Below are 25263 nucleotides of genomic sequence, written 5' to 3'. Positions count from 1 at the left end.
GAGCCGTGCGTGGGAACCACCACGGCACTGTCCCGCCCCCACTCGGATCAGGGGCTCGACACGGCCTCGCACAGTTCGCGGTAGGCGGCCGTGACGTCGCCGAGGCGCAGTGTGGTGATGTCCTCGATCGACGGGGTGCCCGAGCCGCCAAGGGCCTCGTACACGCGCAGGTCGCGCGAGGCGGCGGCCTTGCGGCACAGTTCGCGTACGAAGCGGCCGTTGCCCAGCTGGTCGATCAGCGCGTCGCGGATGGCGTCGTCGCAGGCGGATCGCAGCGCCACCGCGGCGTCCTCGGCCAGGACATCGCCCTGCGCCGCCACCAAGCGCTGCGCGATGAGGACCAGTTCGGGCGCGGTGTACGACGGGAAGTCCACGCGGGTGGTGAAGCGCGAGGCCAGGCCTGGATTACTGGCCAGCAGTTCGGCGATCTCGTCCGGATAGCCGGCCAGGACCACCACCAGCCGGTCGCGGTCGTCCTCGGCCCGCTTGAGCAGCACCTGCAGCGCCTCGTCGCCGAAGGCGTCGCCGCCGGAATAGCCGCTGTTGGACAGTGCGTAGGCCTCGTCGATGAACAGCACACCGTCCAGAGCCGAATCGATCGTCCTGGTCGTCTTGATGGCGGTCTCGCCGAGATGTTGCCCGACCAGGTCGACGCGCTGGGCCTCGACCACCTGCCCCTTTTCCAGCAGGCCGAGTCCGGCGAACAGCTTGCCGACGATGCGGGCGACCGTGGTCTTGCCCGTACCGGGAGGCCCCGCGAAGACGAAGTGCTGTGGGGCAACGGCGGATGGCAGGCCTTGCTGCCTCCGGATCGCCGACATGCGCAACTGGGCCGTCAAAGTGCGGAGTTGGCGCTTGACGGGTTCGAGGCCGACCATGTCGTCCAGCAGTGACATCGCTTCGGCCAGGCTCTCTTCCCTGAGCACCGAGGCGTCCGGGCCCCCGCCCGCCGCCGTGGTGGTCGGTGGGGAATCGCTCCGGGGCCGTACCGCCGGTGTCGGCAGGGACGGTTGCGCCGGGTGGGCCGCGGTTCTGGGCACGGTGGCCCGTGCGCGCTCCGCCACGTCGCCGAGCCCAGGGAAGCAACGGAAAGCGTACTGGTAGTCCCGCAGCGCCTCCTCGTCCTGCCCGAGCGCCTCCTTGGCCAGGCCGCGCAGATACGCCACCTCGCCGTCGAACTTGCTGCCCGCGGCGAATTTCAGAGGAAGCGGCGCCAGGACGTTCAACGCCTCGTGGAACACGGCCTGTTCGATCAGCGCTCGCGCCACATAGAGCTGGGACTCGTCCCGCAGAAAAGCGTCGGTGATGTTCCGCGAGAAGTTCAGCACGAGCGGCCAGTCGCGCTTGAGGTGGGCGTACCTGGTACAGATGAACCGCGTCTCGTCGCAGTCGAGAAACGCGGTCTCGAGGGACTGCCAGGCCTCGTCGAGCCGGCCCTCGGCCAGGAACCGGGCCATCCCCGCCAGCCAGAGGTCGCGATGCGTCTCCAGCCGGAACGTGACGTAGAAACCGAGGTCGAAGCGGGACTTGAGAGGGGTGCTCAGCTTGGCGCGCAGCGCTCCGAACGACCGCGCGTTCCATGTCATCCGGTCCACGGCGTCGTCCTGCCGGTACCCCGACGCGTGCAGTCCCAGCCAGGCGTCGGCGGCCGACGGGTCGTGCCGCAGTGCCTCCTCGAACCGACGCCCGGCGATGTCCGCACGGCCCTGTCGCAGGAAACCCACCGCGTCCGCCCAGGCCCGCTCGCACTTCCTGAGGTCGCCCCACGTTCCCGACACTGCCTCTCCCCTCATGCGGAGATCCAGTTTCCCATGCACGCACAAGCGGCCTGTTCCGGACTCGAAGTCCCGAACAGGCCGCCGGCGTCACGGACTTACTTGCCGTAGTACGCGTTGTAGATCGAGATCGTCGACTTGTTGCCCTTCTTGTCGGCGATCTTCGCGTGGAACGAAATGGCCTTGCCCTTGGCCGGGTTGGTGACGGTGATCTTGCCGTTGACCACGTTGACCTTCTTCCAGGTCTGGCCGTAGTCGTACGACACCCACACGCCCAGGGACTTGAGGTTGCGGCCGGCTGCCGCGCCCTCGACGGTGACCGGGATCGTCGCCTTCTTGCCGGCCGCGACGCGGCTGTCCAGGCCGGTGGCCGCGTTGAACCGGGCCGTGGAGATCGGAAGCTTGGCCACGTCGGAACCGGTCGGCTTCTTCGAGGAGAACGTCCAGCTCGCGTCGATCCGGGTGGAGGCGGCGGCGACCTTGACACTGCGGATCACCGAAGTGGTCAGCTTGTACGAGGCGTTGGCGGCCGGGACCTTGAACACCCCCTCGCCGAGCAGCGGGTCCTTGTTGGAGCCCACCTTCGTGCCGTTGCGGTACAGGGTCGTGTTGACCGAGGTGAACAGCGACGAGCCCGCGTGCTGCGCGGAGTCGGCGAACAGCGGCACGAATCCGGAGATCTCGTTGCCGGCGCGGTACACGCCGTAGACGGCGTCGAGGTGCGGGCCGAAGACCGCCGTGTTGAAGGTCCTGGTGTATGTCTGGCCGGCCTTGAAGGTCTCCGGGCTGTTCGAGACGTAGTAGGACTCGGCGATCGGGAAGCCGTCCGGGTCGAGCGCGGCGCTGTCCTGCTCGAAGTCCAGCTCCCACTTGACGCCGTTGACGGTGGAGACGTGCAGCGTGCGGGTGCCGGGCAGCGGCTGCGCGAGGGTGGAGGCGGAGGCGCCGGAGCCGTTGCTCAGATAGCCGAAGGCGTAGAGCAGCCCCTTCTTGCCGCTCGCCGCGGCGCCCATGCGGCCCTTCACCGTGGCGAGTTCACTCGCCTTGTAGTGCTTGGTGTAGCCGGTGGCGAGCTGCTTGACCTTGCCGCCGGTCGTGGTGTCGTACTGCTCGTCGGCGCCCTTGGTGAAGTGCGCGTCCCACTGCTCGGAGAGCGAACCGTCGGTGATCTGCGGACCGAGGTGCGCGCTGCGGAAGTTGGCGTACGAATCCAGGAACCAGCTGAAGGAGGCCGCGCCGTCGGACGTCTCGATCGTGTAGGCCGGTGACGCGAAGACCGACTTGGCTCCGGCGTCCGGCACCGTGACGTCGACCGGCTTCGCGGTGCGGGCGTCGATCGTGAGCGAGGTGTTCTTGGCGATGTCCAGCTTGGGCCGGGCGAGCCAGTCGGCACCCTTGGTGAAGTCCTCCGGGTCCACGAAGATCCCGGTGTCGAGGACGTAACCGCCCTTGGGGACACGGACCTTGACGGTGCCCGAGGCGTCGTAGGGGCTGGCGTAGCTGCCGCTGCCGAGACCGGACATGCCCACCAGCGTGGCGGAGTAGTACTTGGCGGCGCTGCCGTCACGGTTGATGAACTTCAACGTGAGGTCGTACGACTGGATTTCGCGCACCACGGCCGCGGCCGTACGGACACTCTGCCCGCCGCCCGTCGCCGTCACATACGCGGAGTAGGCACCGTCGAGCGTGCCGCCCAGCTTGGTGTTGACGGTCAGGCCGACCGAGGCCGTGCCGCCGGCCGGTACGGTCACCGAGGTCTTGGCGAGCTTGAAGAAGCCCGAAGGAGCCGCCTGGCCCTTGGGGTTGGTGGCGGCCACGGCGAGCTTGAGGGTGACGGCCGCGGTGCCGAGGTTGCGGTAGGTGACCTGCTTGGTGACCGGGGTGTCGTCGGTGTGCGGCCACTGCTGGACGCCGAAGCTCTCCGACACCGGGTCGGCGATGACGCTCTGCTTGATGGCCTTGTCGACGGCGATCCGGCCTGAACCCTGCTGGAACGGCGTGTAGTTGCCGCCCTTCGCGGACCCGGTGAGCGCGCCCTTCAACTCGGCGTAGCCCCAACTCGGGTGCTCCTGCTTGAGGATGGCGGCGGCACCGGCGACATGCGGGGTCGCCATCGACGTACCCGAAATGGTCAGGTAGCCGGGCGGGTTCTCGCCGACCTCCTTGTCGATGACGCTGCCCGGGGCCGCGGCGGCGGTGATGTCGACGCCCGGCGCGGTGACGTCGGGCTTGATGGCGCCGTCGCCGACGCGCGGGCCGGTGGAGGAGAAGCCGGCGAGCTTGTCGTTGCCGTCGACCGCGCCGACCGTGATGGCCGCGTCCGCGCTGCCGGGCGAACCGATCGACTCCGGGCCCTCGTTGCCCGCGGCGATCGCGAACAGGATCCCCTTCTCGGCGGAGAGCTTGTTGACCTCCGCCTCCAACGGGTCGATCCCCGGGGTGTCCTGGCCGCCGAGGCTCAAGTTGACGATGTCGGCGCCCTGTTGGGCCGCCCACTCCATGCCGGCGAGGATGCCGGAGTCGTCACCGGAGCCGTTGTCGTCGAGGACCTTGCCGTTGAGGATCTTCGCGTCGGGCGCGACACCCTTGTACTTGCCGTTCGACTTCGCACCGGTGCCCGCCGCGATCGAGGCGACATGCGTGCCGTGCCCGAAGTGATCGTTCGCGTCGGTGGCCGTGGAGAAGTTCTTGGACTCGATGACCTGGGTCTTCAGGTCCGGGTGGTCGGCGTCGACTCCCGTGTCCAGTACGGCGATCTTGACGCCCTTGCCCGTGTAGCCGGCCGCCCACGCCTTCGGGGCGCCGATCTGCGGCACGGACTTGTCGAGGCTGGCCTTGCGGACGCCGTCGAGCCAGATGTGCGCGATGCCGGAGGCCGCCTTGTCGCCGTTGGTGACGGCCTTCCACAGCTCGGGCGTGTCCTGCTGCGGGGTCTGCACGGCGTCGGCGTTCAGCGTCTTCAGGGACTGGCGCAGCCTGCCCGCGTCCCGGACGTCGGCCTTGGTGGCGGTGGCGGCGCCCTGGTAACCGACGATGACCTTGAGGCCGGCCTTCTGGGAGGCGCGCTCCGCCGACTTGTTCAGCTCGGTGACGTCGAAGAGCCGCTGGTCGAGCTTGCCGGACGCGACCAGCTGGGCCGCGTCCACGGGTATGACGAGCGTGTGCCCGTCGAGCTTGCGGACCTGAACGGGTATGTGTTCACGGCCCTTCGCCGGCTCCAGACCGGCGACCCGGCCCTTCGCGTCGAGGGTGACGCGGTCGCCGGTGATCAGGGTGATGTGGTGGCTGCCCTTGAGCCGGGCCTGTGCGGCACCGAGTTGGGTGGCACCGGTCTGCGCGGCACCGGCCGCACGCTGTTCGGGCTTCGCCGACGCCGGGGTGGTCATTCCGGCGGCGAGGGCTACGGCGGCGGACGCGGCGACGGTGGCCGCGCACGCTCTCTTCACGTGTCTGCGCAAGGCTCCCCCTGGAGCTGAGGTACCGGGCGAATTCCCCGTTCACCCGGCCGGGGGAAAGCCCGCACGCACGTGCGCGACACCCCCCGGAATACGCAGTATGCCGAGGGGTGATCACCCGCTCAAGAGATGAGAGGAGGGTAAGAAAGCGCTGCCGCGAACTGTTACGCCGTCGCCCGAACTCCGTTACGCAGTCGATGGGTTCAGCTCGCGAGAACTCCGGTAGGGCTCCGCCGAGTCCCTCACCTGAGCGCCGAACTCCCTTGCGTGGATGCCGAGTTACTTCGACGCGGCGTTCTCCTTCACCGTGATCTTGCCCTTGCGGATGGTGGCGAGACGCGGCGCCTTCTTCGCGATGGCGGAGTCGTGGGTGACCATGATGAAGGTCAGCCCGTGCTCCTTCCACATGCGCTCCAGTACGTCCATGATCTCGTCGCGCATCGACTCGTCGAGGTTGCCGGTCGGTTCGTCGGCGAGCAGCACCTTGGGCTGCTTGACGAGCGCGCGGGCGATGGCGACGCGCTGCTGCTGTCCTCCGGACATCTCGCCGGGGAGGTGGTTGGCCCGCTCACCCAGGCCGACCGAGACCAGCGCCTCGGCGGCCCGTTCGCGCCGGATCTTCGCCTTCATGCCGAGCGGCACGAGGGCGGTCTCGACGTTCTCCTGGGCGGTGAGCGTCGGGATCAGGTTGAAGGACTGGAACACGAAGCCGATGTTCTCGCTGCGCACCTTGGTGAGCTTGGCCTCGGACAGCTTCGCCAAGTCGACGCCGTCCAGGACGATTTCGCCTGCGGTGGGGCGGTCGAGGGCGCCGATCATCTGGAGCAGGGTGGACTTGCCGCCGCCGGTCGGGCCTTGGATGACCAGGCGGTCGCCGTCGCCGATGGTGAGGTCGATGCCGTCGAGGGCGTGGACGGTTTCCTTGCCGCGTGAGTAGAGCTTGGTGACGCCTCTTAGTTCGTACATGGTCCAACTCCTGGAGAAGTAAAGGGGGTTGGGGCCCGTCGTGGGACGGGCCCCGTTGCGCCGCTTTCGTCTGCAGCGCCGTCGTGGCTGGTCGCGCAGTTCCCCGCGCCCCTTTGGGGCGCGCTGCAGTGACCGGCATTGACCAGGTGCCGACTACTCGACTCTGCGCAGGGCGTCCGCCGGGCGGAGTCGAGACGCTCGCCAGCCGCCGAAGGCTCCGGCGATCAGGCCGCCGGCCACCGCGAGGCCTACCGCGAGGGCGATGGTGGTGGCGTTGACGGGTGCGGTGAGGGCGACGTCGAGGGTCTTGGCCGCGGCCTGCCGGCCACCGCCGAAGCCGCCGCCGCCACCGCCGGGTCCGCCGCCCGCGCGGCCACCGGCGGCGGTGCTGCCGAGGGAGGCCGACAGGGTCGGGCTGATCGCGGTCACGACGTACGCGCCCGCCAGGCCGAGCGCGATGCCGAGGACGCCGCCGACCAGACCGTTGACGACGGCCTCGCCGACCACCTGCCGGGTCACCCGGCCGGACTTCCAGCCGAGCGCCTTCAGCGTGCCGAACTCCCGTACCCGGCGCGAGACCGCGGACGAGGTGAGCAGCCCGGCGACCAGGAACGCGGCGATCAGGACCGCGATCGACAGCCACTTGCCGACGCTGGTGGCGAGGGAGGAGGCGGTGGACAGGGACCCGGAGACGGTGTCGGCGAGGTCGGCGGACGTGGTGACCGTCGTACCCGAGACATTGCCCTGAATGGTCTTCTTGACGGCCGAGATCTGCTTGGAGTCGGACGCCTTGACGTAGATCGTGGTGACCTTGTTCTTGTCACCGCTCAGGGTCTGCGCCTGCGTCAGCGGGATGTACAGGTTGGCCGCCGCGTCACCGCTGGTCGCGGTGGCGATACCGATGACCTTGTACTTGACGCTCTTGATGGTGACGGTGGAGCCGACCTTGAGCTTCTTCGTCTTGGCGTACGCCGAGTCGGCGACGACGACCTTGGAGTTGGCCTCGGCGGTGGTGAAGGTACGGCCGCTGGTGATCTTCGAGGAGGTCAGCGGGCCGAGCGCGGGCTTGGTGACGTCCGTGCCGTAGACCGAGTACGAGTTGATGTTGAAGTTGGCGCCACCACCGGTGACCTCGCCCTGCGGCGCACCGGTACCGCCGCCGCGGTTACCGCCGCCGCCCCCGGTGCCACTCCCCTGGTTCTGCTGGAACTGGCCGCGGGTGAACTGCCCGTCGACCTTGACGACGTTGAGGCTGAGCCCGCCGACGGCGTCGGATACACCCTTCTGCCCCGCCACCTTGGTGACGGTGGTGGAGGCCAGGGTGGTGAAGCCCTGGACCATGACGCGGTCACTGCTCTGCGTCTTGCTGGAGTCGTTGTTGTTGGCGTCGAACTGGAACCGCGGCTGCTGCGAGGCGCCGGCGGTCGCGGTGGCCGCCTTGGTGACGGTCATGTCCGTACCGAGTCCGTACAGCGACTGGAGGACCTTGTCCTGGGCCTTCCCCATGCCGGAGGACACGGAGTTGACCACGATGACCAGCGCAATGCCCAGTGCGAGGCCGGAGGCGACGACGAGGGCCGCTTTTCTGCGGCGGCGCAACTCGCGCCTCAGGTAGGTGAAGAACATGGCCCGCAAGCTAGGTACAGCGCGTGATGATGCCATAAGGCCGACATAAGAGAACGATGAGAAGGCTGTCCGTGACCAAAGAATGAGCCCGCGCGGGGCTGTCAATGGGCTCGCGCTATGCGCTGCTTTACGGCACTTGCGGCGCCGACCGTGGCCCGTGGCGGGTATCCGCGTTGCCGTACGCGATGTGCTGGTGTGATGATTTCACCCATGTCTGATCGCGGGGGAAACGACATGGAGAGCAGCGGGGAGACCGGGGACATACGACGGTCCCGGCTGTCGGACTACGCGGAGATGAGCACCCCGGAGCCACCACCTGCACCCCCAGCCGGTCGCGACCCGCTGAGCAGCGATGTCGTCGCGCGCGGCCGGCGTGAATTCGCGGTACTGCTGGGCGAGTTCCGTCGTACGGCGGTATTGGTCCCCACGGACGAGGACGACGCACCCCTGGTCGGCGATTTCGGCGGAATCCGATGGATCTACGCGTTTTCGAACGAGTCGGCGTTGGCGAGGTTCGCGATCGCGAGGGGTGAAGTCGGGCAGGAGTGGCCGTATCAACGGCTGCTGGGAGCCCGCTTGTTGGACGCGACGGTGCCGGCTGTGAACGCTGCGGGTGTGCCGTGCGGAGTGGCGCTGGATGTGGGTACCGAGGGCGAAGGGGCGCTGTTTCCGCCGGTGTTGGGGATCGTGCCGGAGGCGGCGGCGGTGGACGCAGACACAGACACAGACGGGATACGGGGATGAGCGGGGACGCGGGCGAGGACATCAAGGCGGCCGGGCTCGACGAGATCGCGCAGGGGATCACCCTGGTGCTGGGCGAGTTGAAGGACCTGGGCATCGACAGCCTGGCCGGAGCGGGCCGAGGATTCTCGGAACTCGCTCTCTCCGGGCTGGAGTTGGGCAACGAGGAGTTGCTGTCGGGGTTCACGTCGTTCTGCGAACGCTGGGAGTGGGGCGTGCGCGCGCTGGTGAACGAGGGCAACAACTTCGCGACGGGCGTGGGGCTTTCGGCAGGCACGCTGTACGAGACGGACCAGTACATCCAGGGCACGATGAAGATCGCGGTGAACGCGGGGATGGGCAACCCGTACGCGTCGGAGGACGAGGTCACCCAGCAGAGCTGGGGCGACCTGATGCGCAACAACGAGTACACGGGCGGCGTGGATTACAGCGCCGAGTCGATGGACAAGGCGCTGGACAACAGCGGGCAGGCGTACAAGGACGCGGCGCGGGACGTGATGACCTCGCACACGTTCAGCCCGCTGGGCCCGGGCCTCAACCCGGCCAACCTGGCGAGCGCGGCGGGGCTGAGCGGTGACGAGTACAACGACATGCTCGACGGCCCGTTGGGCCCGTCACCGGAGGAACGGGCGAAGGCGGCGGAGGCCGCGCAGACAGCACAGGAACAGGCTCAGCAGGGCGGGGACGCGGGCTGATGGGGATCGGCGATCTGGTCAACTCCGGTCTGGGCAAGGTCGGCGATGCGGTCGACGCGGGCAAGAAGCTCACGGGCGAACTGGTCGACCAGGGCACGGACGCCGCCGGCGACGCGCTGGACAAGGTCGGCGCACACGACCTAGCGAACAAGGTCGAGAACGCGGGCGACCGCATCGCCTCGGACCTGGGCGCGACCCCGGGCGAGCAGCAGTTGGGCCAGAGCGACCAGCCGAAGGACCTGGTCCACGGCGACGCGAAGGCGATCAGGGCGACGGCCAAGAACCTGACCGATTTCTACACGGCCTTCGACAAGGTCGGCGACGGCATGCGCAAGCTCAACTCGTCGTCCTGGCAGGGCGAGGCGGCCGAGGCGTTCCGTAAGAAGTTCGCGATGCATCCCACGAAGTGGCTCCAGGCGGCGGACGCCTGCGACGCGGCGGGCCAGGCGCTGTCGACGTACGCGGAGACGGTGGAGTGGGCGCAGGGGCAGGCGCGGGACGCGATCGATCTGTACGGCCCGGGCAAGAAGGCATCGGACGCGTACAAGGCGGACGTAGCGAAGCACAAGGACGACGACAAGAAACAGGAACCGTCAACGGACCCGGGCGCCACCGGAATGCAGCGCGCCCACGAGATCCTGAACGAGGCCCGCCGCCAACGCGACGAGGCCGCCCGCACGGCATCGAGCGCGGTCCGCAAGGCCCTGGCCCACGCCCCCGCCGAACCGCCCCCGCTCACCCAGCTCAAGGCGGACGCGGTCGACGGCTACCAGGCCGTCAACACGGAGATCCTGCACTTCGACGCCGGCGTGGTGAAGGGCACGGCAGGCATCCTGAACTTCGCCCGCGGCCTCAACCCCATGGACCCGTACAACATCACGCACCCGGCCGCGTACGTCCAGAACGTCAACATGACGCTGGCGGGCCTGGTTTCGACGGCCGCGCACCCCGAGCGGGCGGCGAAGACGATGCTGGACGACTTCATGAGGGACCCGTCGGAGGGGCTGGGGCGGCTACTGCCGAACCTGGCCGGGGACGGGGCGGGGTTGGAAGCAGGGCTGGCGCGGCTCGCGGCCAAGGAAGGGCTGGAGGGGGCGGCACAGTCAGGCATCCGTCGGACGGTGGAGGAGTCGGCCGAGAAGGCGGCGGCGAAGCCTGCGGAGGGCACGGTCTCGGACGGCCCGGCGCAGGTGACCCGCGACCAGAAGGCCGTGGAGAGCCGCGGTTCCGACCCCATCGACCTCGCCACCGGCAAGATGTATCTGCCGCAGACGGATGTGACGCTGCCGGGTGCCCTGCCCCTGGTCCTCAAACGGCGGGTGGAATCGGGCTACCGCCTGGGCCGTTGGTTCGGCCCGTCCTGGTCCTCGACCCTCGACCAGCACCTGGAGATCAGCTCCACGGGTGTCGTCTTCGTCACCGAGGACGGCCTGCTCCTCCCCTACCCGCACCCGGCCCCGGGCCTGCCCACGCTCCCGAGCCACGGCCCGCGCTGGCCCCTGCACCGCGAGGACGGCGGCTACACGGTCACGGACCCCCGGACGCGCCGGGTGTGGCACTTCAGCGACCACACCGAAGGCCTGGCGGTCCTGGAGCAGATCGACGACCGCAACGGCAACTGGATCACCTTCGAGTACGACAGCGAGGGCACCCCCCTCGCCGTCGCCTCCAGCAGCGGTCACGAGGTCCGCGTCACGACGACAGAGGGCCGCATCACAGCCTTCCAACTAGCGTCAACTGGCGATGAGTTGAAGCGCTACGGCTACACGGACGGCAACCTGACCGCCGTCGTCGACTCCTCCGGCCTGCCCCTGCGCTTCACGTACGACACATCGGGCCGGGTCACTTCGTGGACGGACACCAACGGCCGCGGCTACACCTACGAGTACGACGACCAGGACCGCTGCACGGCCGAAGGCGGCTCCGCGGGACACATGAGCCTGCGCGTCACCTACGACGACACGGACCCGGAAACGGGCCACCGGGTCACGACCACGACCACCGCCGCGGGCAACGTCCGCCGCTTCCTCGTCAACGACGCGTACCAGGTCGTGGCGGTGACCGACCCACTCGGCGCGATCACCCGGTACCGGCGCGACCGCTACAACCGCCTCCTCTCCGAGACGGACCCGCTCGGCCACACCATGACGTTCCGCTACGACGAGAAGGGCAACCTGCTCGCCGTAACCCGCCCCGACGGACGCGAGTCGAAGGCTGAATACAACGAACTCGGCCTGCCGACAAGGCTGGTGAGCCCCGACGGCACGACCGTGCGCCAGTCGTACGACGCCCGCGGCAACCGCACCTCGGTCACGGACTCCCTCGGCCACACCACCCACTTCACGTACGACGAGGCAGGCCACCTGACGACGGTGACCGACCCGCTCGGCCAGACCACGACGGTCCACTGCGACCGCACCGGCCTCCCGCTGCGGATCACGAATCCACTCGGTGGGGTCACTCGCTATGAACGTGACGGTTTCGGCCGACCTGTCACACTCACGAACGCACTGGGTGCGACAACCCGCTGGGAGTGGACGGTCGAGGGCCGCCTGTCCCGCCGCACGGCACCGGACGGCACGACGGAGTCCTGGACGTACGACGGCGAGGGCAACTGCACCACGCACACCGACCCGCTGGGCGGCATCTCCCGCTTCGAGTACACGCACTTCGACCTGTTGACGTCCCGCACAGGCCCGGACGGAGTGCGCTACGAGTTCACCCACGACAAGGAACTCAACCTCACCCGGGTCACCAACCCCCAAGGCCTGACCTGGAGTTACGACTACGACGCGGTAGGCCGCCTGATCGCGGAGACGGACTTCGACGACCGCACCCTCACCTACACCCACGACACGACAGGCCGTCTGACATCCCGCACGAACACCCCCGGCCAGGTCATCGAGTTCGAACGCAACGAACTGGGCCAGGTGATCCGCAAGGACGCGGCCGGCCAAGTCACGACGTACGCCTACGACATGACGGACCAACTCGCCCAGGCGACCGCCCCGGACACCACCCTGACGATCCTGCGCGACCGCCACGGCCGAGTCCGCTCGGAGACGGTCGACGGCCGTGAACTGACCTACGCGTACGACGAGTTCGGCCGCCGCACCGGCCGTACGACCCCGACAGGCGGGACCACGACCTGGTCCTACGACGCCACTGGCCGACGCACCGGCATGACGGCCTCGGGCCGCTCCATCGACTTCACGTACGACGAGGTGGGCCGCGAACTGACCCGCCAGGTGGGCGAGTTGATCACACTGGAGCACACTTTCGACGCCCTCGGCCGCCTGACAACCCAGTCGGTCATCGGCGCAACGGGCATCTCACTCCAACACCGCGCCTACACCTACCGAGCCGACGGCAACCTGACGGCGATCGACGACCAACTCGCCGGCACTCGCCGCTTCGACCTGGACGCGGCGGGCCGGGTAACGGCGGTCCACGCGGCGAACTGGACCGAGACATACGCGTACGACGAGGCGGGCAACCAAACGCAGGCGTCCTGGCCGGCGGGCCACCCGGGCCAGGAGTCGACGGGCGACCGCGCCTACACCGGCACCCGCATCACCCGCGCGGGCAACGTCCGTTACGAACACGATGCCCTGGGCCGTATCACCCTGCGCCAGAAAACCCGTCTCTCCCGAAAGCCGGACACCTGGCGCTACGAGTGGGACACCGAAGACCGCTTGACGTCGGTGACGACTCCGGACGGAACTCGCTGGCGCTACACGTACGACCCTCTCGGCCGCCGCACGGCGAAGTCCCGCCTGGCCGCCGACGGCGAAAGGGTCGCAGAACGCGTGATGTTCACCTGGGACGGCACAACCCTGTGCGAACAGACCACCACGTCCCCGGACCTGCCCAACCCGGTGATTCTCACCTGGGACCACCAAGGCCTGCGCCCGATCACCCAAACAGAACGCATCACTGCCGCAGACGCCCCGCAAGACGAGATCGACTCCCGCTTCTTCGCCATCGTCACCGACCTGGTGGGCACCCCGACCGAACTCATCGACGAACAGGGCGACATCGCCTGGCACACCCGCACGACTTTGTGGGGCACCACGGCTTGGGCAGCCGACAGCACCGCGTATACGCCGCTTCGCTTCCCGGGCCAGTACTTCGACCCGGAAACGGGGCTGCATTACAACTTCTTCCGGCATTACGACCCGGAGACGGCGCGCTATCTCACCCCCGACCCTCTCGGGCTGGCTCCCGCCCCGAATCCGGCGACCTACGTCGTCAACCCCAATATCTGGAGCGACCCCCTCGGACTCGCCCCCGATTATCCGGAAAAGGTCGGACGGGGCCTCGAAGAGACCAAGGCAAAAGCATTGCGGGAAGCCGGAATTCCGGAGGGCGCGGTGCCACTGGAGGTGAACCCGTACGTTCCGGCCACGACACCGGAATGGCAGGGATCCAAGCAGCTCATGAATGAGAATCACGAGCCGATCTACTACACAGAAGAGGTGTACGAGCATCCCAACGGGCAGGACCTTGTAGTGTTCCAGGACCACTGGTTCGGACATCAGAAGCTCGGTGAGCCCGGCTACCAGCCCACACACCTCCATGTGCGGCCCTTCGAGGACACCCGCAATGGTCAGATCCCCGGCTGCGAGGAGCATTATCGCTATGACCTTTGACGCTTTTCTCGTGAATCGGGAGGTACTGCAGTCGCTCTACGGGAAGGTCCCGGACCTGAGCGAGGTCAGGATCCGTTCGATCAACCTGAACTGGCGTGGGCCCAGCGTGACGCTCCGTGTCGATCTGCCATGCTTTCCCGGCTCCGCACCTCAGGAGTGGATCGACGAGCACATGGACACGGTCCAGTGCCAGTTCCGGTTCCTGGCCGTGGACACCATCTCCCTGACCGCGTGGGATCCGCCGGCAACGGCCGGAATCGAGATGACCCCCCATGGCACAGAACGACGTATGCGGGTACAGGCTGATGGCCACGGAGTGAAATTTGCGTTCGATTGCAGCGACTCCATCACCGTCGGCCACGTGAGCGCCTTCAGGAAACAGGCGGACGGATCGGACGACGAGCAGCATCTCTTCATGAGCAAGATCGATTCCTTGCGCCACAACCACCTACCCGCAATGGATGAGAAGACCTTCTATGAGCGCTGACTGGTTGCAACTCCTCACCTTGCCGGAATCGTGCGATCTCTTCTATCTGCACATCGATGAACGAGAAAACTCGGCGACCCTTGGGTTCGACACAAGAAGTCTCCCATCGAACCCTCCCGCCGAGTGGGATGGAAAGAGGTTCAACGCTTTCGAGTATTACCTCGTCTTCGTGGATATCGCGGGGCTACGAGTCACCGGGTGGGGCCACACCGAGGCCCGTGAAGTCAACCTGACCGCTCAGGAGGACGGATCGGTCAAGGTTGTGCTCGGGACCGAGACATCCGGGGTCAGATTCCAGGCGTCAGCAGTTCGCCTGACCAAGACACGTGGTTACCGCGCTTCAGACACTCCGTGACGTGACAGTGCGCACCACACGCCCATCGACGGCTGGCACCCCGATCATGCTGCCCTTTCGCGTGCCCTACCAGAGGGTGGACGGTCCCGTGAGAACCCAGCCGGCGTCGGTGGGCCTGACCCAGAAGCTCAATGCCACCTCGATCACCTGCGCGCGGTAGGTGAACTCGACGTAGAAATTGCTGCCGGTGTGGCCCCAGTGGAAGTCCGCGAGATCGAGTTCGCCGAGCCAGGACAGGTCCTGCTCCCACTCGTCGGCAGCAGGGCTGCCGCTCGCCTCGTCCTCATCGGCACTCGCTTCGACGGAACCGGTCCACAGCGACTTGAGCACATGCTGGACGGGGTGGTGATCGATGAGCTGTTCAGCCTCAGAAATCCTCCCGGCCCGGAGCAGGCTGAAGTAGCCGCGAACGACCACTTCGACATCGGCCCTGGCAGGATGCTCCGTCCAGATCTTCACCGCGAGATCATACGAGTTCGGTGCCCCGAGCACCCCACCCCCGAGCTCAGGCCGAACATGGAGAGCGCTCAGTGTTACCGCACCACCGGCGAGAGGACCTCCAGTCATGGCATCAGCCGAGCAGCACCACCTGACAGGCAAGGGAAGGGCGGCGATCGAGGCGTTCCTCCACGGCCAGGAAGCTGACCAGATGCCCCATCCCGGCGGCACGCTGCTGGCCCATCTGGGGCGTGTTCAGGGCCTGTTGGCGGACTGGGGAGCGGATGCCGTCGTCCAGACCGCGGGGCTGTGTCACGCGACGTACGGTACGGACGGCTTCGCACCGGCCCTGCTGCCCCTCTCCGACCGGGCCACGCTCGTCACGCTGATCGGCGAGCAGGCGGAGTCCCTGGTCTACCTCTACGCCGGCTGCGACCGCGGCGCTGTCTACCCTCGCGTCGACGGCACCACGGAGTTCGCCTTCCGGGACCGCTTCACGGGCCGCGAACTCAGTCCACCCGCCGACCAGTTGCGGGCGTTCTTCGACATCACGGCCGCCAACGAACTGGACGTACTGGCACACAACACGGAACTGGCCGAGCGCTACGGCCCAGCCCTGCACGCGCTCCTCACCCGCGCGGGCACCCTGCTCTCCCCCGCCGCCCGCGAGGCCGTGTCCCGGCAACTGGGCTGACCTCGGATCAGCTCAGCTCACCTCAACATCCCCTTCCGGCAAGGCTGTTGAGTCCGTCCAACTCGCACCACACGGTCTTGCGGTCTGCCCCCTGCTCTACGCCCCAGCGCTGTGCGAGCGCGTCGAGAAGGGCCATACCCCTACCGTGTTCGTCCGTCGCGGTCGCCCGGAGCAGCAACGGCAACGCCCGCGGGTCCGGATCGGTGACCTCGACCCGGGTGCGACCGTCACCCGTGTCGAGGACGCGCACAGTCACCGGGGTCCCCTCCCCCACGTGCTCGATCACGTTCGTCACCAGCTCGGTTGCGCAGAGGCGGACGTCGTAGTCGTGATGCCGGAGGTGATGACGCAGTTCCGGTACGGCCTTCGGCGTGGCGAGCAGGCGGAGTTCGAGGCTCACCGTTCCGCCGCCTTGCGGAGGGCGGCGGCGAGTTCGCGGGCGGTGGGGACGTTGCAGTTTCCGAGCGTGATGAGGCCGACGCGCGGGGTGTAGGCGCCGGCCTGGGTCACCAAGTCCATGCCGAGGGAGGGGAGTTTGATGCCGTGCAGGTCGAGGGCCTCGCGGAGTTCCTCGACGCAGAGGGTCGTGTCGTAGGGGTCGGACATGAACGGGTGCCTCCTGTGCGCTCTGTGACGAACTCCTCACAGAGTGGCGTTCCGCTGGCTACCGTAAAAGAGGTTTCGCGTTCGCGACCGGGTCAGCGGAGGAGGGCAAGTGGTGGCACGGGGCAAGGACATCGACGGCTCGATGAGCGTTCCGACCTTCTACGGCAAGGAGTTGAGGTGGAAGCGGGAGGAGGCGGGGCTGTCGTTGGAGACGTTCCTGAAGGGCAGCTTCTACGGCAAGTCGTACCTGAGCGACATTGAGCACGGCGAGCGGAGGATGCCGCTGGATCTGGCTCAGCATGCGGATCAGAAGTTGGGGACGGACGGGTTCTTCGAGCGGAACTGTGAGGTTGTGCGGAAGGCGCGGAGGGGACCGCATGCCGCGTACTTCGAGAAGGCTCTGGAGGCGGAGAAGCACGCGGAGTCCATCGAGCTGTGGTCCCCCATCATCTTCCCTGGCCTGCTCCAAACGGCCCCGTACGCACGGGCGTTGGTTCAGGCGACCCACCCGACGGCCTCCGGCGAGTGGGTCGAGGAGAAGGTGACGGCCCGCCTCGCCCGCGCTCGCCTCTTCGAGGAAGACCACACCACTCCGGAGTACTGGGCAGTCCTGCACGAGTCGCTTCTCTCCGACCCGATCATCTCGCCGCTGGAGATGGCCGAACAGCTCGACCAGATTGTTGAGTTGGCGGAGCGGCGTCGGATCACTCCGCAAATCATTCCGCGGACATGTGGGGCGTATCCGCTGAAGGCCGCCTCGATCATGGTCATGACCTTCCCGGACGCCCCGCCGTTGATCTACACCGAAGCGTCGTACAGCGGTGACACCATCGACGATCCGGCCCTCGTGAAGCAGTACCGCAAGGCATACGATCGGCTCAGGGCCGCCGCACTGTCACCAAAGGCGTCCCTGGCGATGATCAAGGCAGCGGCAGAGGAATACCGAAATGGCAAGCAACCGGACCGACTTGAGTAACGCGCTCTGGTTCAAGAGCAGCTACAGCAACGGTGACGGCGGGGAATGCGTAGAGGTCGCCCACAACCTCCCCGGCCTCGTCCCCATCCGCGACTCAAAGGCCCCGCACCGCCCCGCCCTCATCCTCACCACCCCCGCCTGGGCGCCCTTCATCGCCGCCCTGAAGACCCACTGACAACCAGCCGCCCCCCTCCACAAGCCCCCCGTGAAAGTGTGACACTAAGCCCAGAAGTGTCACACTTCCACGAAGTAGGTCCCGTCCTCTCGGCTTCGAAGGTCAGAGCGCCGAGCCCGCCTTCGGCCGCGCTCAAGCCCCCTGTTGACGAGTCGGGGTTGCTGCGGGCGCCGCACCGGTATCGTCCTCGGTGAAGAGGAACGAGCCCCCGCCACGGCGGGTATCCGTGACAGGGGCTCCGGCTACCTGGTGATCCACCAGAGCCACCACCTCCTCACGTGCTTGGCCCACGATTCCGGCAGCCATGAGTCCGCCTCCCTTTTCTCAGGGAGGCGGACTTGTTTGTACCCGGGGTAACGAAAAGGCGGCCACCCCCACTCAGGGGCAACCGCCTTCACACGTATCGGAGTTGACGGGTCAGATCAGACCGCCGACCCCGCCTTCCACTGTGCCCAGTCCATGTTCCAGCCGTTGAGGCCGTTGTCCGGAGACACCGTCTTGTCGCCGGTGTTGGAGATGACGACCACGTCGCCGACGATCGAGTTGTTGTAGAACCACGCGGCCGGCATGTTCTTGTCGCCCGCGCCCTTCACGTCCTGCAGGCCCACGCAGCCGTGGCTGGTGTTGACGGAGCCGAACACCGAGGGCGAACCCCAGTAGTTGCCGTGGATGAACGTGCCGGAGCTGGTCAGGCGGATGGCGTGCGGGACATCCTTGATGTCGTACTCGCCCTTGCCGTCGTCGTCCGTGAAGCCGACCGTCGCGCCGTTCATGCGGGTCTGCGTGAACTTCTCCGACATGACCATCTGGCCGTTGTACGTGGTGTGTTCGGGAGAGCCCGCCGAGATCGGGATGGTCTTGACGACCTTGCCGTCCTGCTCGACCTTCATCTGCTTGGACTTCGCGTCGACGTACGAGACCTGGTTGCGGCCGATGTGGAAGGTGACCGTCTTCTGCTGCACGCCGTAGACCCCGGAGGCGCCCTCCACGCCGTCGAGCGCGAGCTTCAGCGTGACGGTGGAGTTCTCCTTCCAGTACTCGTCGGGGCGGCAGTCCATGCGCTGGGTGTTGAACCAGTGGCAGACTACTTCCTGGCCGCTGGTGGAGGTGACCGTGATGCCCTTCTGGACGGCGGCCTTGTTCGTGATCGCCTTGTTGAAGTTGATCGACACCGGCATGCCGACGCCGACCGTCGAGCCGTCCTCGGGCGTGAAGTTCCCTATGAAGCTGTTGGCCGGGGAGACCGTGGTGAAGGAGGCGTTCTCGTGGGCGGCGAGCCCGGCGGAGTCCTTCGCCGTGGCCGCGAGCTTGTACGTGGTCGAGCGCTCCAGCTGGGCGCTCGGCTTCCAGCTGAGCTTGTCGGCGGAGATGGTGCCCGCGACGGCCTTGCCGTCCGCGGTCGTCATCGACACGGCCGTGAGCGTGCCCTTGCTGACGGTGACGGCGGCCGAGTTGTTGATGGAGGCGTTGTCCGAACCGTCCGCCGGCGTGATCTTGATCTGCGCCTCGGAGGACTTCTTGGCGGCCGCCTCGTCGGCCTTGGACTGCGAGCTCTGGCTCGAATCGCTCCCGGACGACTTGTCGTCGCTGCCGGAACACGCCGTGAGCACGAGCACACCGCCGAGCAGTGCGGACGCGGCCACAAGACCCTTGCGCCGCTTACTGTCCGTCATCACACGTTTCTCCATCGTTGCCGAAAAACCTGAAAACCCCGGGCGCCCCGTAAACAGTTTCTTAAGAAACCAACGCTACGACTGCCGCATCCCGTTCCGCTTCCCCGCCAGGTGTGGGGCACACCACGTCCACCGTGGCCCCTGACATCACTGAGACGGCGAAACCCCGGGCAGCGGTTGCCGCCCGGGGTCACCTGCTCCCGCGCACGGCTCAGCCGACCACTGCCGTCCCGTCTGCTTCCTCATCGCCGTCGACATCATCCTCGTCGAGGTCCCAATCCGGCGAATCCGGGTCGTAGTCGATCTCCTCACTGCTCCACGAGGCCTGGGCCAGTTCGACCCCGGGCATCTCGCCCACCAGGTCGAACGGGTCCACGAGGTAGGCGAGAGCCTCGGCGGTGTCTTCCGTCACAGCGGTCTCGGCGTGCCCGCGCTCGTCGCCGGGAAGCTCGGGATCATCGGCGATCTTGGCCAGCGCGGCCTTGGTCACGGCGTCCTCGTTCTCGACTTCAAGAACGAGTTCGACACGAAGGCGTACAAAACGTGATGTCTCTGGGGTGCTCATGCCGGGAGCGTACGGCCCACAGCTCCCGTGACTTTCCCGCGACCCGCACAGTTCATTAGCATCGCTCCACACGGCCAATTCGCCAGCGCCACAAGGGGATCGATATTCCGTGTCAACCGCTCGTCGAACGATGCTGACCGCCACCGCCGCAGGCACCCTGCTGGGCGCCCTCTGGTTCGTCCCCTCCGCCAACGCGACGGTGACCGACCAGGCCAGAGTGGAGACTTCGGCGACGCCCACCTCGCAGGTCACCCAGCAGGCACGGGTCACCTCGACGGCCAACGCCGCCTCCTCCGAGAACACCCAACTCGCCGACACCGGCAGCCCGAACACCACGCCGTACATCGTCGGAGGCACGCTGTTCCTCGGCCTCGGCGCCGGTTTCGTGGCGTATTCGGTACGACGGGAACGGCTGGGCTTTTAAGTTGCTTGACGTTTACTTGACTTAAGCTTCATAGTCCGCTCATGAAGAGATCATCGGGCATACGACTGTGCGCCACCGTCGCCGTGAGCGCACTGTCGCTGGCCCTCATCACCGGTTGCTCCGACGGCGGTTCGGACAAGGCCGAGAGCAACACCGAGAACGCCGCCCAGGGTTCCGAGAAGAACACCGGCAAGGCGCACACCGCCGCCGAGTTGAAGAAGCTGATCCTCGCGAAGAGCGATCTCGTCGGCTACGAAGTCGCGCCGGTCGACAAGTCGGTCCCGGCCACCAAGAGCGCCGTCACCGTCGACAAGCAGCAGTGCCAGGCGCTGGGCTGGGCCATGGCCGCGCAGGCGCCGGGTGACGCCACCTCGGCCACGAACGAGACGGCCACCGAGGCGAAGAAGGCCTCCGCCTCTCCCTCCAAGTCCGGGGACGACCTGAGCGACAAGGAGTTCGAGGACGCGTTCAACGCCGCACTGGACCACCCGGTCACCATGATCGGACTGTCCTCCTACGAGGGCGACGGCGCGGAGAAGGCGTTCAAGTCCGTCTCCGACGCGGTAAAGAGCTGCTCCGGCGGCTTCGCCCTCACCGTGGGCAAGGACAGCACGAAATACACCGGGGTCGTCGCCGAGAAGGCCTCCAACAGCGGTGACGAATCGGTGGCGTTCGGCGCGATCAGCGTCATGGAGGACTCCGGCGGCCAGAAGGGCACCGTGCACACCGAGGTGGTGCGCCACGGCAGCACCCTCGTCACGTACTACACGGTCAACTTCGGTGCCCTGATGGCGAACAAGGCCTACACCGTGCCGTCCGCCGTGATCGACGCACAGTCCGCCAAGCTGAAGTGACGCACGGGGCCCGGCCATTGCCATGGCGGGGCCCCAACTCCCCTACCGCAGCGGCCCGGTGACCTTCTCCACGGCCTCGACCACATGCCCGCCCCGCACGAACGCGTCCGCCGCGGCGAGGTCGGGAGACAGGAACCGGTCCGGCCCGGGACCCTCAACTCCCGCTGCCCGTACGGCATCGATGACCGCCCGCGACGCCGGCGCCGGCGCCAGCCCCTCCCTCAACTCCACGGCGCGCGTCGCGGCGTACAGCTCGACGGCGATGATCCGGGTGAGGTTGTCGACGGCGGTGCGCAGCTTGCGTGCGGCCGACCAGCCCATGGAGACGTGGTCCTCCTGCATCGCGGAGGACGGGATCGAGTCGGCGGAGGCGGGCACCGCCAGCCGCTTCATCTCACTCACCAGCGCGGCCTGCGTGTACTGGGCGATCATCAGCCCTGAGTCGACACCGGCGTCGTCCGCGAGGAACGGCGGCAGCCCGTGCGAACGGTTCTTGTCGAGCAGCCGGTCGGTACGGCGCTCGGCGATCGAGCCGAGGTCGGCGGCGGCGATGGCGAGGAAGTCGAGGACGTAAGCCACCGGCGCACCATGGAAGTTGCCGTTCGACTCGACCCTCCCATCGGGCAGCACAACGGGGTTGTCGACGGCCGACGCCAACTCCCGCTCGGCGACGAGCCGTGCGTGCGCGATGGTGTCCCGCCCGGCACCGGCGACCTGCGGAGCACACCGCACCGAGTAGGCGTCCTGGACGCGCGGCGCGTCGTCCTGGTGGTGCCCGGTCAGCTCCGAACCGGCAAGCACGGCAAGCATGTTGGCGGCACTGGCGCCCTGCCCGGGGTGCGGCCGGATGGCGTGCAGCTCGGGCGCGAGCACCTTGTCGGTACCGAGCAGTGCCTCCAGGGAGAGGGCCGCCGTGACGTCGGCGGACTTGTAGAGCATGTCCAGGTCGGCGAGGGCCATGACCAGCATGCCGAGCATGCCGTCGGTGCCGTTGAGAAGGGCGAGGCCCTCCTTCTCACGCAGCTCGACAGGCGCGATCCCGGCTTCCGCGAGCAGCTCACCAGCGGGCCGTACGCCCCCGTCCGGACCCTCGGCGTCGCCCTCGCCCATGAGCGTCAACGCGCAGTGGGAGAGCGGCGCGAGGTCGCCGGAGCAGCCGAGGGAGCCGTACTCGTGGACGACGGGCGTGATCCCGGCGTTGAGCACGTCGGCCATGGTCTGCGCGACCTCGGGCCGCACCCCGGTGTGCCCCGAACAGACGGTCTTGAGCCGCAGGAACATCAACGCGCGCACGACCTCCCGCTCCACGCGCGGCCCCATCCCGGCGGCATGCGAACGAACGATGTTGCGCTGCAACTGGGCCCGCAGTTCCGGGCTGATGTGCCGCGACGCCAACGCCCCGAACCCGGTACTCACCCCGTACACGGGCTCCGGCTTCGCGGCCAGCGCGTCCACGATCCCCCGCGCCGCAGCGAGCGCCGCGACAGCCTCGCCCGAAAGCTCGATCCGGGCGCCCCCACGCGCCACGGCGAGAACGTCGGACGCGGTGACCCCGGACGTCCCCACCACCACAGTGTGCATATCCATATTCAGGAGCGTACGCATTGAATGCAGCGATGTCACTAGCGGGGAGCGGGTTAGACCCTTACAGACAGGTCACCGGGCGCCGGAGTCGGTGAGCCGATCCGAGCGGACCGTCGACCGCGTACGGCGGCAAGGCGACGTGTCGGGGGGCCGCCCGCAGCGGTCGGCGCGTCAACACGGGTGAGTCGGTGAGCGACGGTTCCCGCGCCGATCCGAGGACGGATACCCCCCGGCGCGGCGCCGACCCACAACAAAAGGCCCGGCGACCCACCACGCACCCGCACCCACCCACAAAGCCGCACCCCCCAACCACCCACCCACGTCACGCCCGCCGCCCCCGGAACCGCCGCCGCTCGGCAGGCAGCTCCGGCGTAGGAGAGTCCGCAAGCCGCACCACAGGATCATCCGGCCCGTCCCGCCCCGCGACCACCGGCCTGTCCGCGCGGAGCGCCTTCGCGCGGTACTGCGCCGCGTCCGCCAGCCGGAACAACCGCCGCCCGGAACGCACCGCCCCGATCGGATCCTCCGTCGACGCGACCCCGCACGCGACACCTTCACCCAGCTCCAACTCGGCGGCCCGGCGGCACAGTTCGATCGCCGCGTCAACCACCTCGTCGGCGGGCGGCCCGACCGCGAGCAGACAGAACTCGTCCCCGCCGAGCCGCGCGGCAAGCGCACCCGGCAGCATCGCCCCGCACAACGACAGCACCGAACCGAAGCGCTCCAGCAGCCGGTCCCCCACGGCGTGCCCCCGGGTGTCGTTGACGCGCTTCAGCCCATTGAGGTCACACACCACCAGGCTGACCACGACCCCGTCCCGCCGATGCCGCTCGATCGCCTCGTCGAGCCGCACGTCGACGGCACGGCGGTTGGCGAGCCCGGTGAGCGCGTCCGTGAAGGCCAGCCGCCGCGCCTCCTCCAACCGCTCGGTCTGCGCGATCCCGGCCGCGACGACGGAGGCCAGCACGGTCGCGAAATCGGCGTCCCCCCGGTCGAACACGGCCGCACCGACCGGCCGCGCCACATACAGCTCCCCCCACGCCCGCCCGTGCAGCACGATCGGGGCGACCACACAACATCCGCGCCTACGACGCCGTAGCGCCGCCACGCGCTGGTGGCAGTAGCCGGGGCTGCCCGCGGCCGGGCCCTCGGCGGTCTCGACCCAGGCGTTGGGCTCGCCGCCGCCCGCCCACCGTTCGTGCAGGAACTCGGTGATCTCCGGGAACTGGTGCACCGGATAGGTCTCGCCGTCCGGGAACTCCTCCTCGCCCTGGGCCCGCTCGCCCACGTTCACCAGGACCCGTAGTCGGCCCAGCTCCCGCTCCCACACCGACAGCGCGGCGAAACTCCCGTCCAGCGCCCGGCACGCGCCGGATGCCGCCGCCCGCCAGGACTCGCGCGGGGTGTGCGCCGCCGCCATCCCCTGCGCCAGCTCCACCACGGCCGCCAGCCGCCTGTCCTCACCCATCACTCCAGGCTAGGGAGGTTTCGGGCATAGCGGGACATTGATGCGGCGAACAGGTGTCGTGAAAGTTGGGTTGCCTATCGGGTGCGGGTCCGGTGGGGGCTGGTCGCGCAGTTCCCCGCGCCCCTGGGAGGTTGGGGCTGACCGGGTTGGTGGGCGGCTCCGCCGCGTGGGCGCGACCAGCCACAACGAACCCGAACCCGGCAACGCACATAAGCCCCCTCTTACTCCCCCGGCCACTCCGGCGTCCGCTTCTCGTTGAACGCCGCCACCCCCTCCGCCCGATCCCCCGAGAACGCCACCGACCGCCACGCCGCATCCTCGACCTCAAGCCCGGCCCGCAGATCCAACCCATGCCCCAACCGCAACGCCCGCTTCGCCGCCCGCAGCCCGACGGGCGAATTCGCGGCGATGCGCGCGCCCAGGGCCAAGGCCTCCTCGCGGTCCTGCCCCGGCTCCACCAGGACGTCCACCAGGCCCAGTTCCGCCGCCTCCGCCGCCGCCAACCGCCGCGCGGTGAAGATCAGTTCGGCCGCTCGGGCCGCGCCCACCCGCCGGGGCAGCAACTGCGTACCGCCACCCCCCGGAATCACACCCACCGACACCTCCGGCAGCCCCACCACAGCCGTACCGTCCGCCACGATCAGGTCGCAGGACAGGGCGAGTTCGAAGCCGCCACCGAGGGCGAAGCCGTGAACCGCGGCGATCGTCGGCATGGGGAGCTCCAGGACGCCGGTGTACGCGCCGCGTGCGAGCGGGCGCTGCCGTACGAGTTCCGCATCGCTCAACGAGTTGCGCTCCTTCAGGTCCGCGCCCACACAGAACGCCCGCTCGTGCGACGAGGTCACCACGGACACCCGCACGTCCCGGTCCGCCGCCAGCGCCGCGCAGGCCGCGGCGATCGAGCCCGCCATCGCCGTGGAGACGGCGTTCATGGCCTTGGGCCGGTCCAGGACCAGTTCCGCGACATACCCGTGCCGTCGCACCAGCACGAACTCCCCGAACCGCGTCTCGGACCGCTCCTCGCTCATGACCGCCTCCTGGTTAACGTGGGTTA

22 protein-coding genes are annotated in these 25263 nt (G+C 68.1%); 10 read left to right on the top strand and 12 right to left on the bottom strand.

The genetic code is table 11. From position 1 onward, the window contains the following. Positions 1-47: 47 nt before the first annotated feature. From OG588_RS31645 to OG588_RS31630, 4 genes are all read right to left on the bottom strand, one after another. Positions 48-1778, bottom strand: a complete 1731-nt coding sequence (locus OG588_RS31645) for an AAA family ATPase (protein WP_405950231.1) — start codon at positions 1776-1778, stop codon at positions 48-50. Positions 1779-1873: 95 nt separating this feature from the next. After that, a complete protein-coding gene (locus OG588_RS31640) occupies positions 1874-5221 on the bottom strand; it encodes a S8 family peptidase (protein WP_405953257.1) in 3348 nt (1115 codons plus the stop codon). Between the two features lie 288 nt (positions 5222-5509). Then, a complete protein-coding gene (locus OG588_RS31635) occupies positions 5510-6196 on the bottom strand; it encodes an ABC transporter ATP-binding protein (protein ID WP_266861382.1) in 687 nt (228 codons plus the stop codon). 153 nt (positions 6197-6349) lie between these two features. Then, positions 6350-7822 (bottom strand): ABC transporter permease, encoded by a 1473-nt coding sequence (locus OG588_RS31630; protein ID WP_405950230.1) that lies wholly within the window; start codon positions 7820-7822, stop codon positions 6350-6352. Between the two features lie 210 nt (positions 7823-8032). Here OG588_RS31630 and OG588_RS31625 point away from each other — a divergent pair, with 210 nt between their 5' ends. From OG588_RS31625 to OG588_RS31605, 5 genes are read left to right on the top strand one after another with little or no spacing between them, the layout of a single operon-like run. Next, on the top strand, positions 8033-8566 hold the full coding sequence (locus OG588_RS31625) for a hypothetical protein (protein WP_405950229.1): 534 nt from the start codon (positions 8033-8035) through the stop codon (positions 8564-8566). Further along, positions 8563-9258, top strand: coding sequence for a hypothetical protein (locus OG588_RS31620; RefSeq protein ID WP_405950228.1), 696 nt, complete (start codon positions 8563-8565; stop codon positions 9256-9258). Before OG588_RS31625 ends, OG588_RS31620 begins: the two co-directional genes overlap by 4 nt. Further along, positions 9258-13910, top strand: a complete 4653-nt coding sequence (locus OG588_RS31615; protein WP_405950227.1) for a putative T7SS-secreted protein — start codon at positions 9258-9260, stop codon at positions 13908-13910. Before OG588_RS31620 ends, OG588_RS31615 begins: the two co-directional genes overlap by 1 nt. Further along, entirely contained in the window at positions 13900-14397 is a 498-nt protein-coding gene (locus tag OG588_RS31610; RefSeq protein ID WP_405950226.1) for an Imm50 family immunity protein, read from the top strand. Before OG588_RS31615 ends, OG588_RS31610 begins: the two co-directional genes overlap by 11 nt. Then, on the top strand, positions 14387-14752 hold the full coding sequence (locus OG588_RS31605) for an Imm50 family immunity protein (protein ID WP_405950225.1): 366 nt from the start codon (positions 14387-14389) through the stop codon (positions 14750-14752). The genes OG588_RS31610 and OG588_RS31605 overlap by 11 nt, the downstream gene beginning before the upstream one ends. A 66-nt stretch (positions 14753-14818) precedes the next feature. On the opposite strand, the gene OG588_RS31600 is transcribed toward OG588_RS31605, so the two are convergent. Then, positions 14819-15211, bottom strand: a complete 393-nt coding sequence (locus OG588_RS31600) for a hypothetical protein (protein ID WP_405950224.1) — start codon at positions 15209-15211, stop codon at positions 14819-14821. 106 nt (positions 15212-15317) lie between these two features. Here OG588_RS31600 and OG588_RS31595 point away from each other — a divergent pair, with 106 nt between their 5' ends. Further along, on the top strand, positions 15318-15884 hold the full coding sequence (locus tag OG588_RS31595; RefSeq protein ID WP_405950223.1) for a DUF6817 domain-containing protein: 567 nt from the start codon (positions 15318-15320) through the stop codon (positions 15882-15884). Positions 15885-15906: 22 nt separating this feature from the next. On the opposite strand, the gene OG588_RS31590 is transcribed toward OG588_RS31595, so the two are convergent. Continuing rightward, positions 15907-16284, bottom strand: coding sequence for an ATP-binding protein (locus tag OG588_RS31590; protein ID WP_405950222.1), 378 nt, complete (start codon positions 16282-16284; stop codon positions 15907-15909). Continuing rightward, a complete protein-coding gene (locus OG588_RS31585; RefSeq protein WP_317775088.1) occupies positions 16281-16490 on the bottom strand; it encodes a hypothetical protein in 210 nt (69 codons plus the stop codon). The genes OG588_RS31590 and OG588_RS31585 overlap by 4 nt, the downstream gene beginning before the upstream one ends. Before the next feature lie 112 nt (positions 16491-16602). On the opposite strand from OG588_RS31585, the gene OG588_RS31580 reads away from it, so the two are divergent. Next, positions 16603-17466: a helix-turn-helix domain-containing protein gene (locus OG588_RS31580; protein ID WP_405950221.1), complete on the top strand. Its 864-nt coding sequence runs from the start codon at positions 16603-16605 to the stop codon at positions 17464-17466. Next, complete coding sequence (locus OG588_RS31575; protein WP_405950220.1) at positions 17438-17641, top strand: DUF397 domain-containing protein; 204 nt, start codon at positions 17438-17440, stop codon at positions 17639-17641. The genes OG588_RS31580 and OG588_RS31575 overlap by 29 nt, the downstream gene beginning before the upstream one ends. Before the next feature lie 422 nt (positions 17642-18063). Here the strand turns inward: OG588_RS31575 and OG588_RS31570 are convergent, their stop codons facing one another. Beyond that, positions 18064-19314 (bottom strand): Ig-like domain-containing protein, encoded by a 1251-nt coding sequence (locus OG588_RS31570; protein WP_405950219.1) that lies wholly within the window; start codon positions 19312-19314, stop codon positions 18064-18066. A gap of 211 nt (positions 19315-19525) precedes the next feature. Beyond that, complete coding sequence (locus tag OG588_RS31565; RefSeq protein ID WP_026150221.1) at positions 19526-19879, bottom strand: hypothetical protein; 354 nt, start codon at positions 19877-19879, stop codon at positions 19526-19528. Positions 19880-20009: 130 nt separating this feature from the next. On the opposite strand from OG588_RS31565, the gene OG588_RS31560 reads away from it, so the two are divergent. Beyond that, positions 20010-20303, top strand: a complete 294-nt coding sequence (locus OG588_RS31560) for an LAETG motif-containing sortase-dependent surface protein (protein WP_366096576.1) — start codon at positions 20010-20012, stop codon at positions 20301-20303. A 41-nt stretch (positions 20304-20344) separates the two neighbouring features. Then, positions 20345-21157 (top strand): hypothetical protein, encoded by an 813-nt coding sequence (locus OG588_RS31555; RefSeq protein ID WP_405950218.1) that lies wholly within the window; start codon positions 20345-20347, stop codon positions 21155-21157. A gap of 42 nt (positions 21158-21199) precedes the next feature. Here OG588_RS31555 and hutH read toward each other — a convergent pair whose 3' ends face one another. The 3 genes from hutH to OG588_RS31540 all read right to left on the bottom strand — a co-directional run bounded on the left by hutH (position 21200) and on the right by OG588_RS31540 (position 25237). Then, positions 21200-22738 (bottom strand): histidine ammonia-lyase, encoded by a 1539-nt coding sequence (gene hutH / locus OG588_RS31550; protein WP_405953256.1) that lies wholly within the window; start codon positions 22736-22738, stop codon positions 21200-21202. 325 nt (positions 22739-23063) lie between these two features. Continuing rightward, entirely contained in the window at positions 23064-24209 is a 1146-nt protein-coding gene (locus tag OG588_RS31545) for a diguanylate cyclase domain-containing protein (protein ID WP_405950217.1), read from the bottom strand. Between the two features lie 221 nt (positions 24210-24430). Next, a complete protein-coding gene (locus tag OG588_RS31540) occupies positions 24431-25237 on the bottom strand; it encodes an enoyl-CoA hydratase/isomerase family protein (protein ID WP_266861375.1) in 807 nt (268 codons plus the stop codon). Between the last annotated feature and the right edge of the window lie 26 nt (positions 25238-25263).

The organism is Streptomyces prunicolor, assembly GCF_045162825.1.
Classification (GTDB): Bacteria; Actinomycetota; Actinomycetes; order Streptomycetales; family Streptomycetaceae; genus Streptomyces; species Streptomyces prunicolor.
The sequence above is the reverse complement of the archived record's forward strand: the minus strand, read 5'-3'. Positions and strand labels throughout refer to the sequence as shown.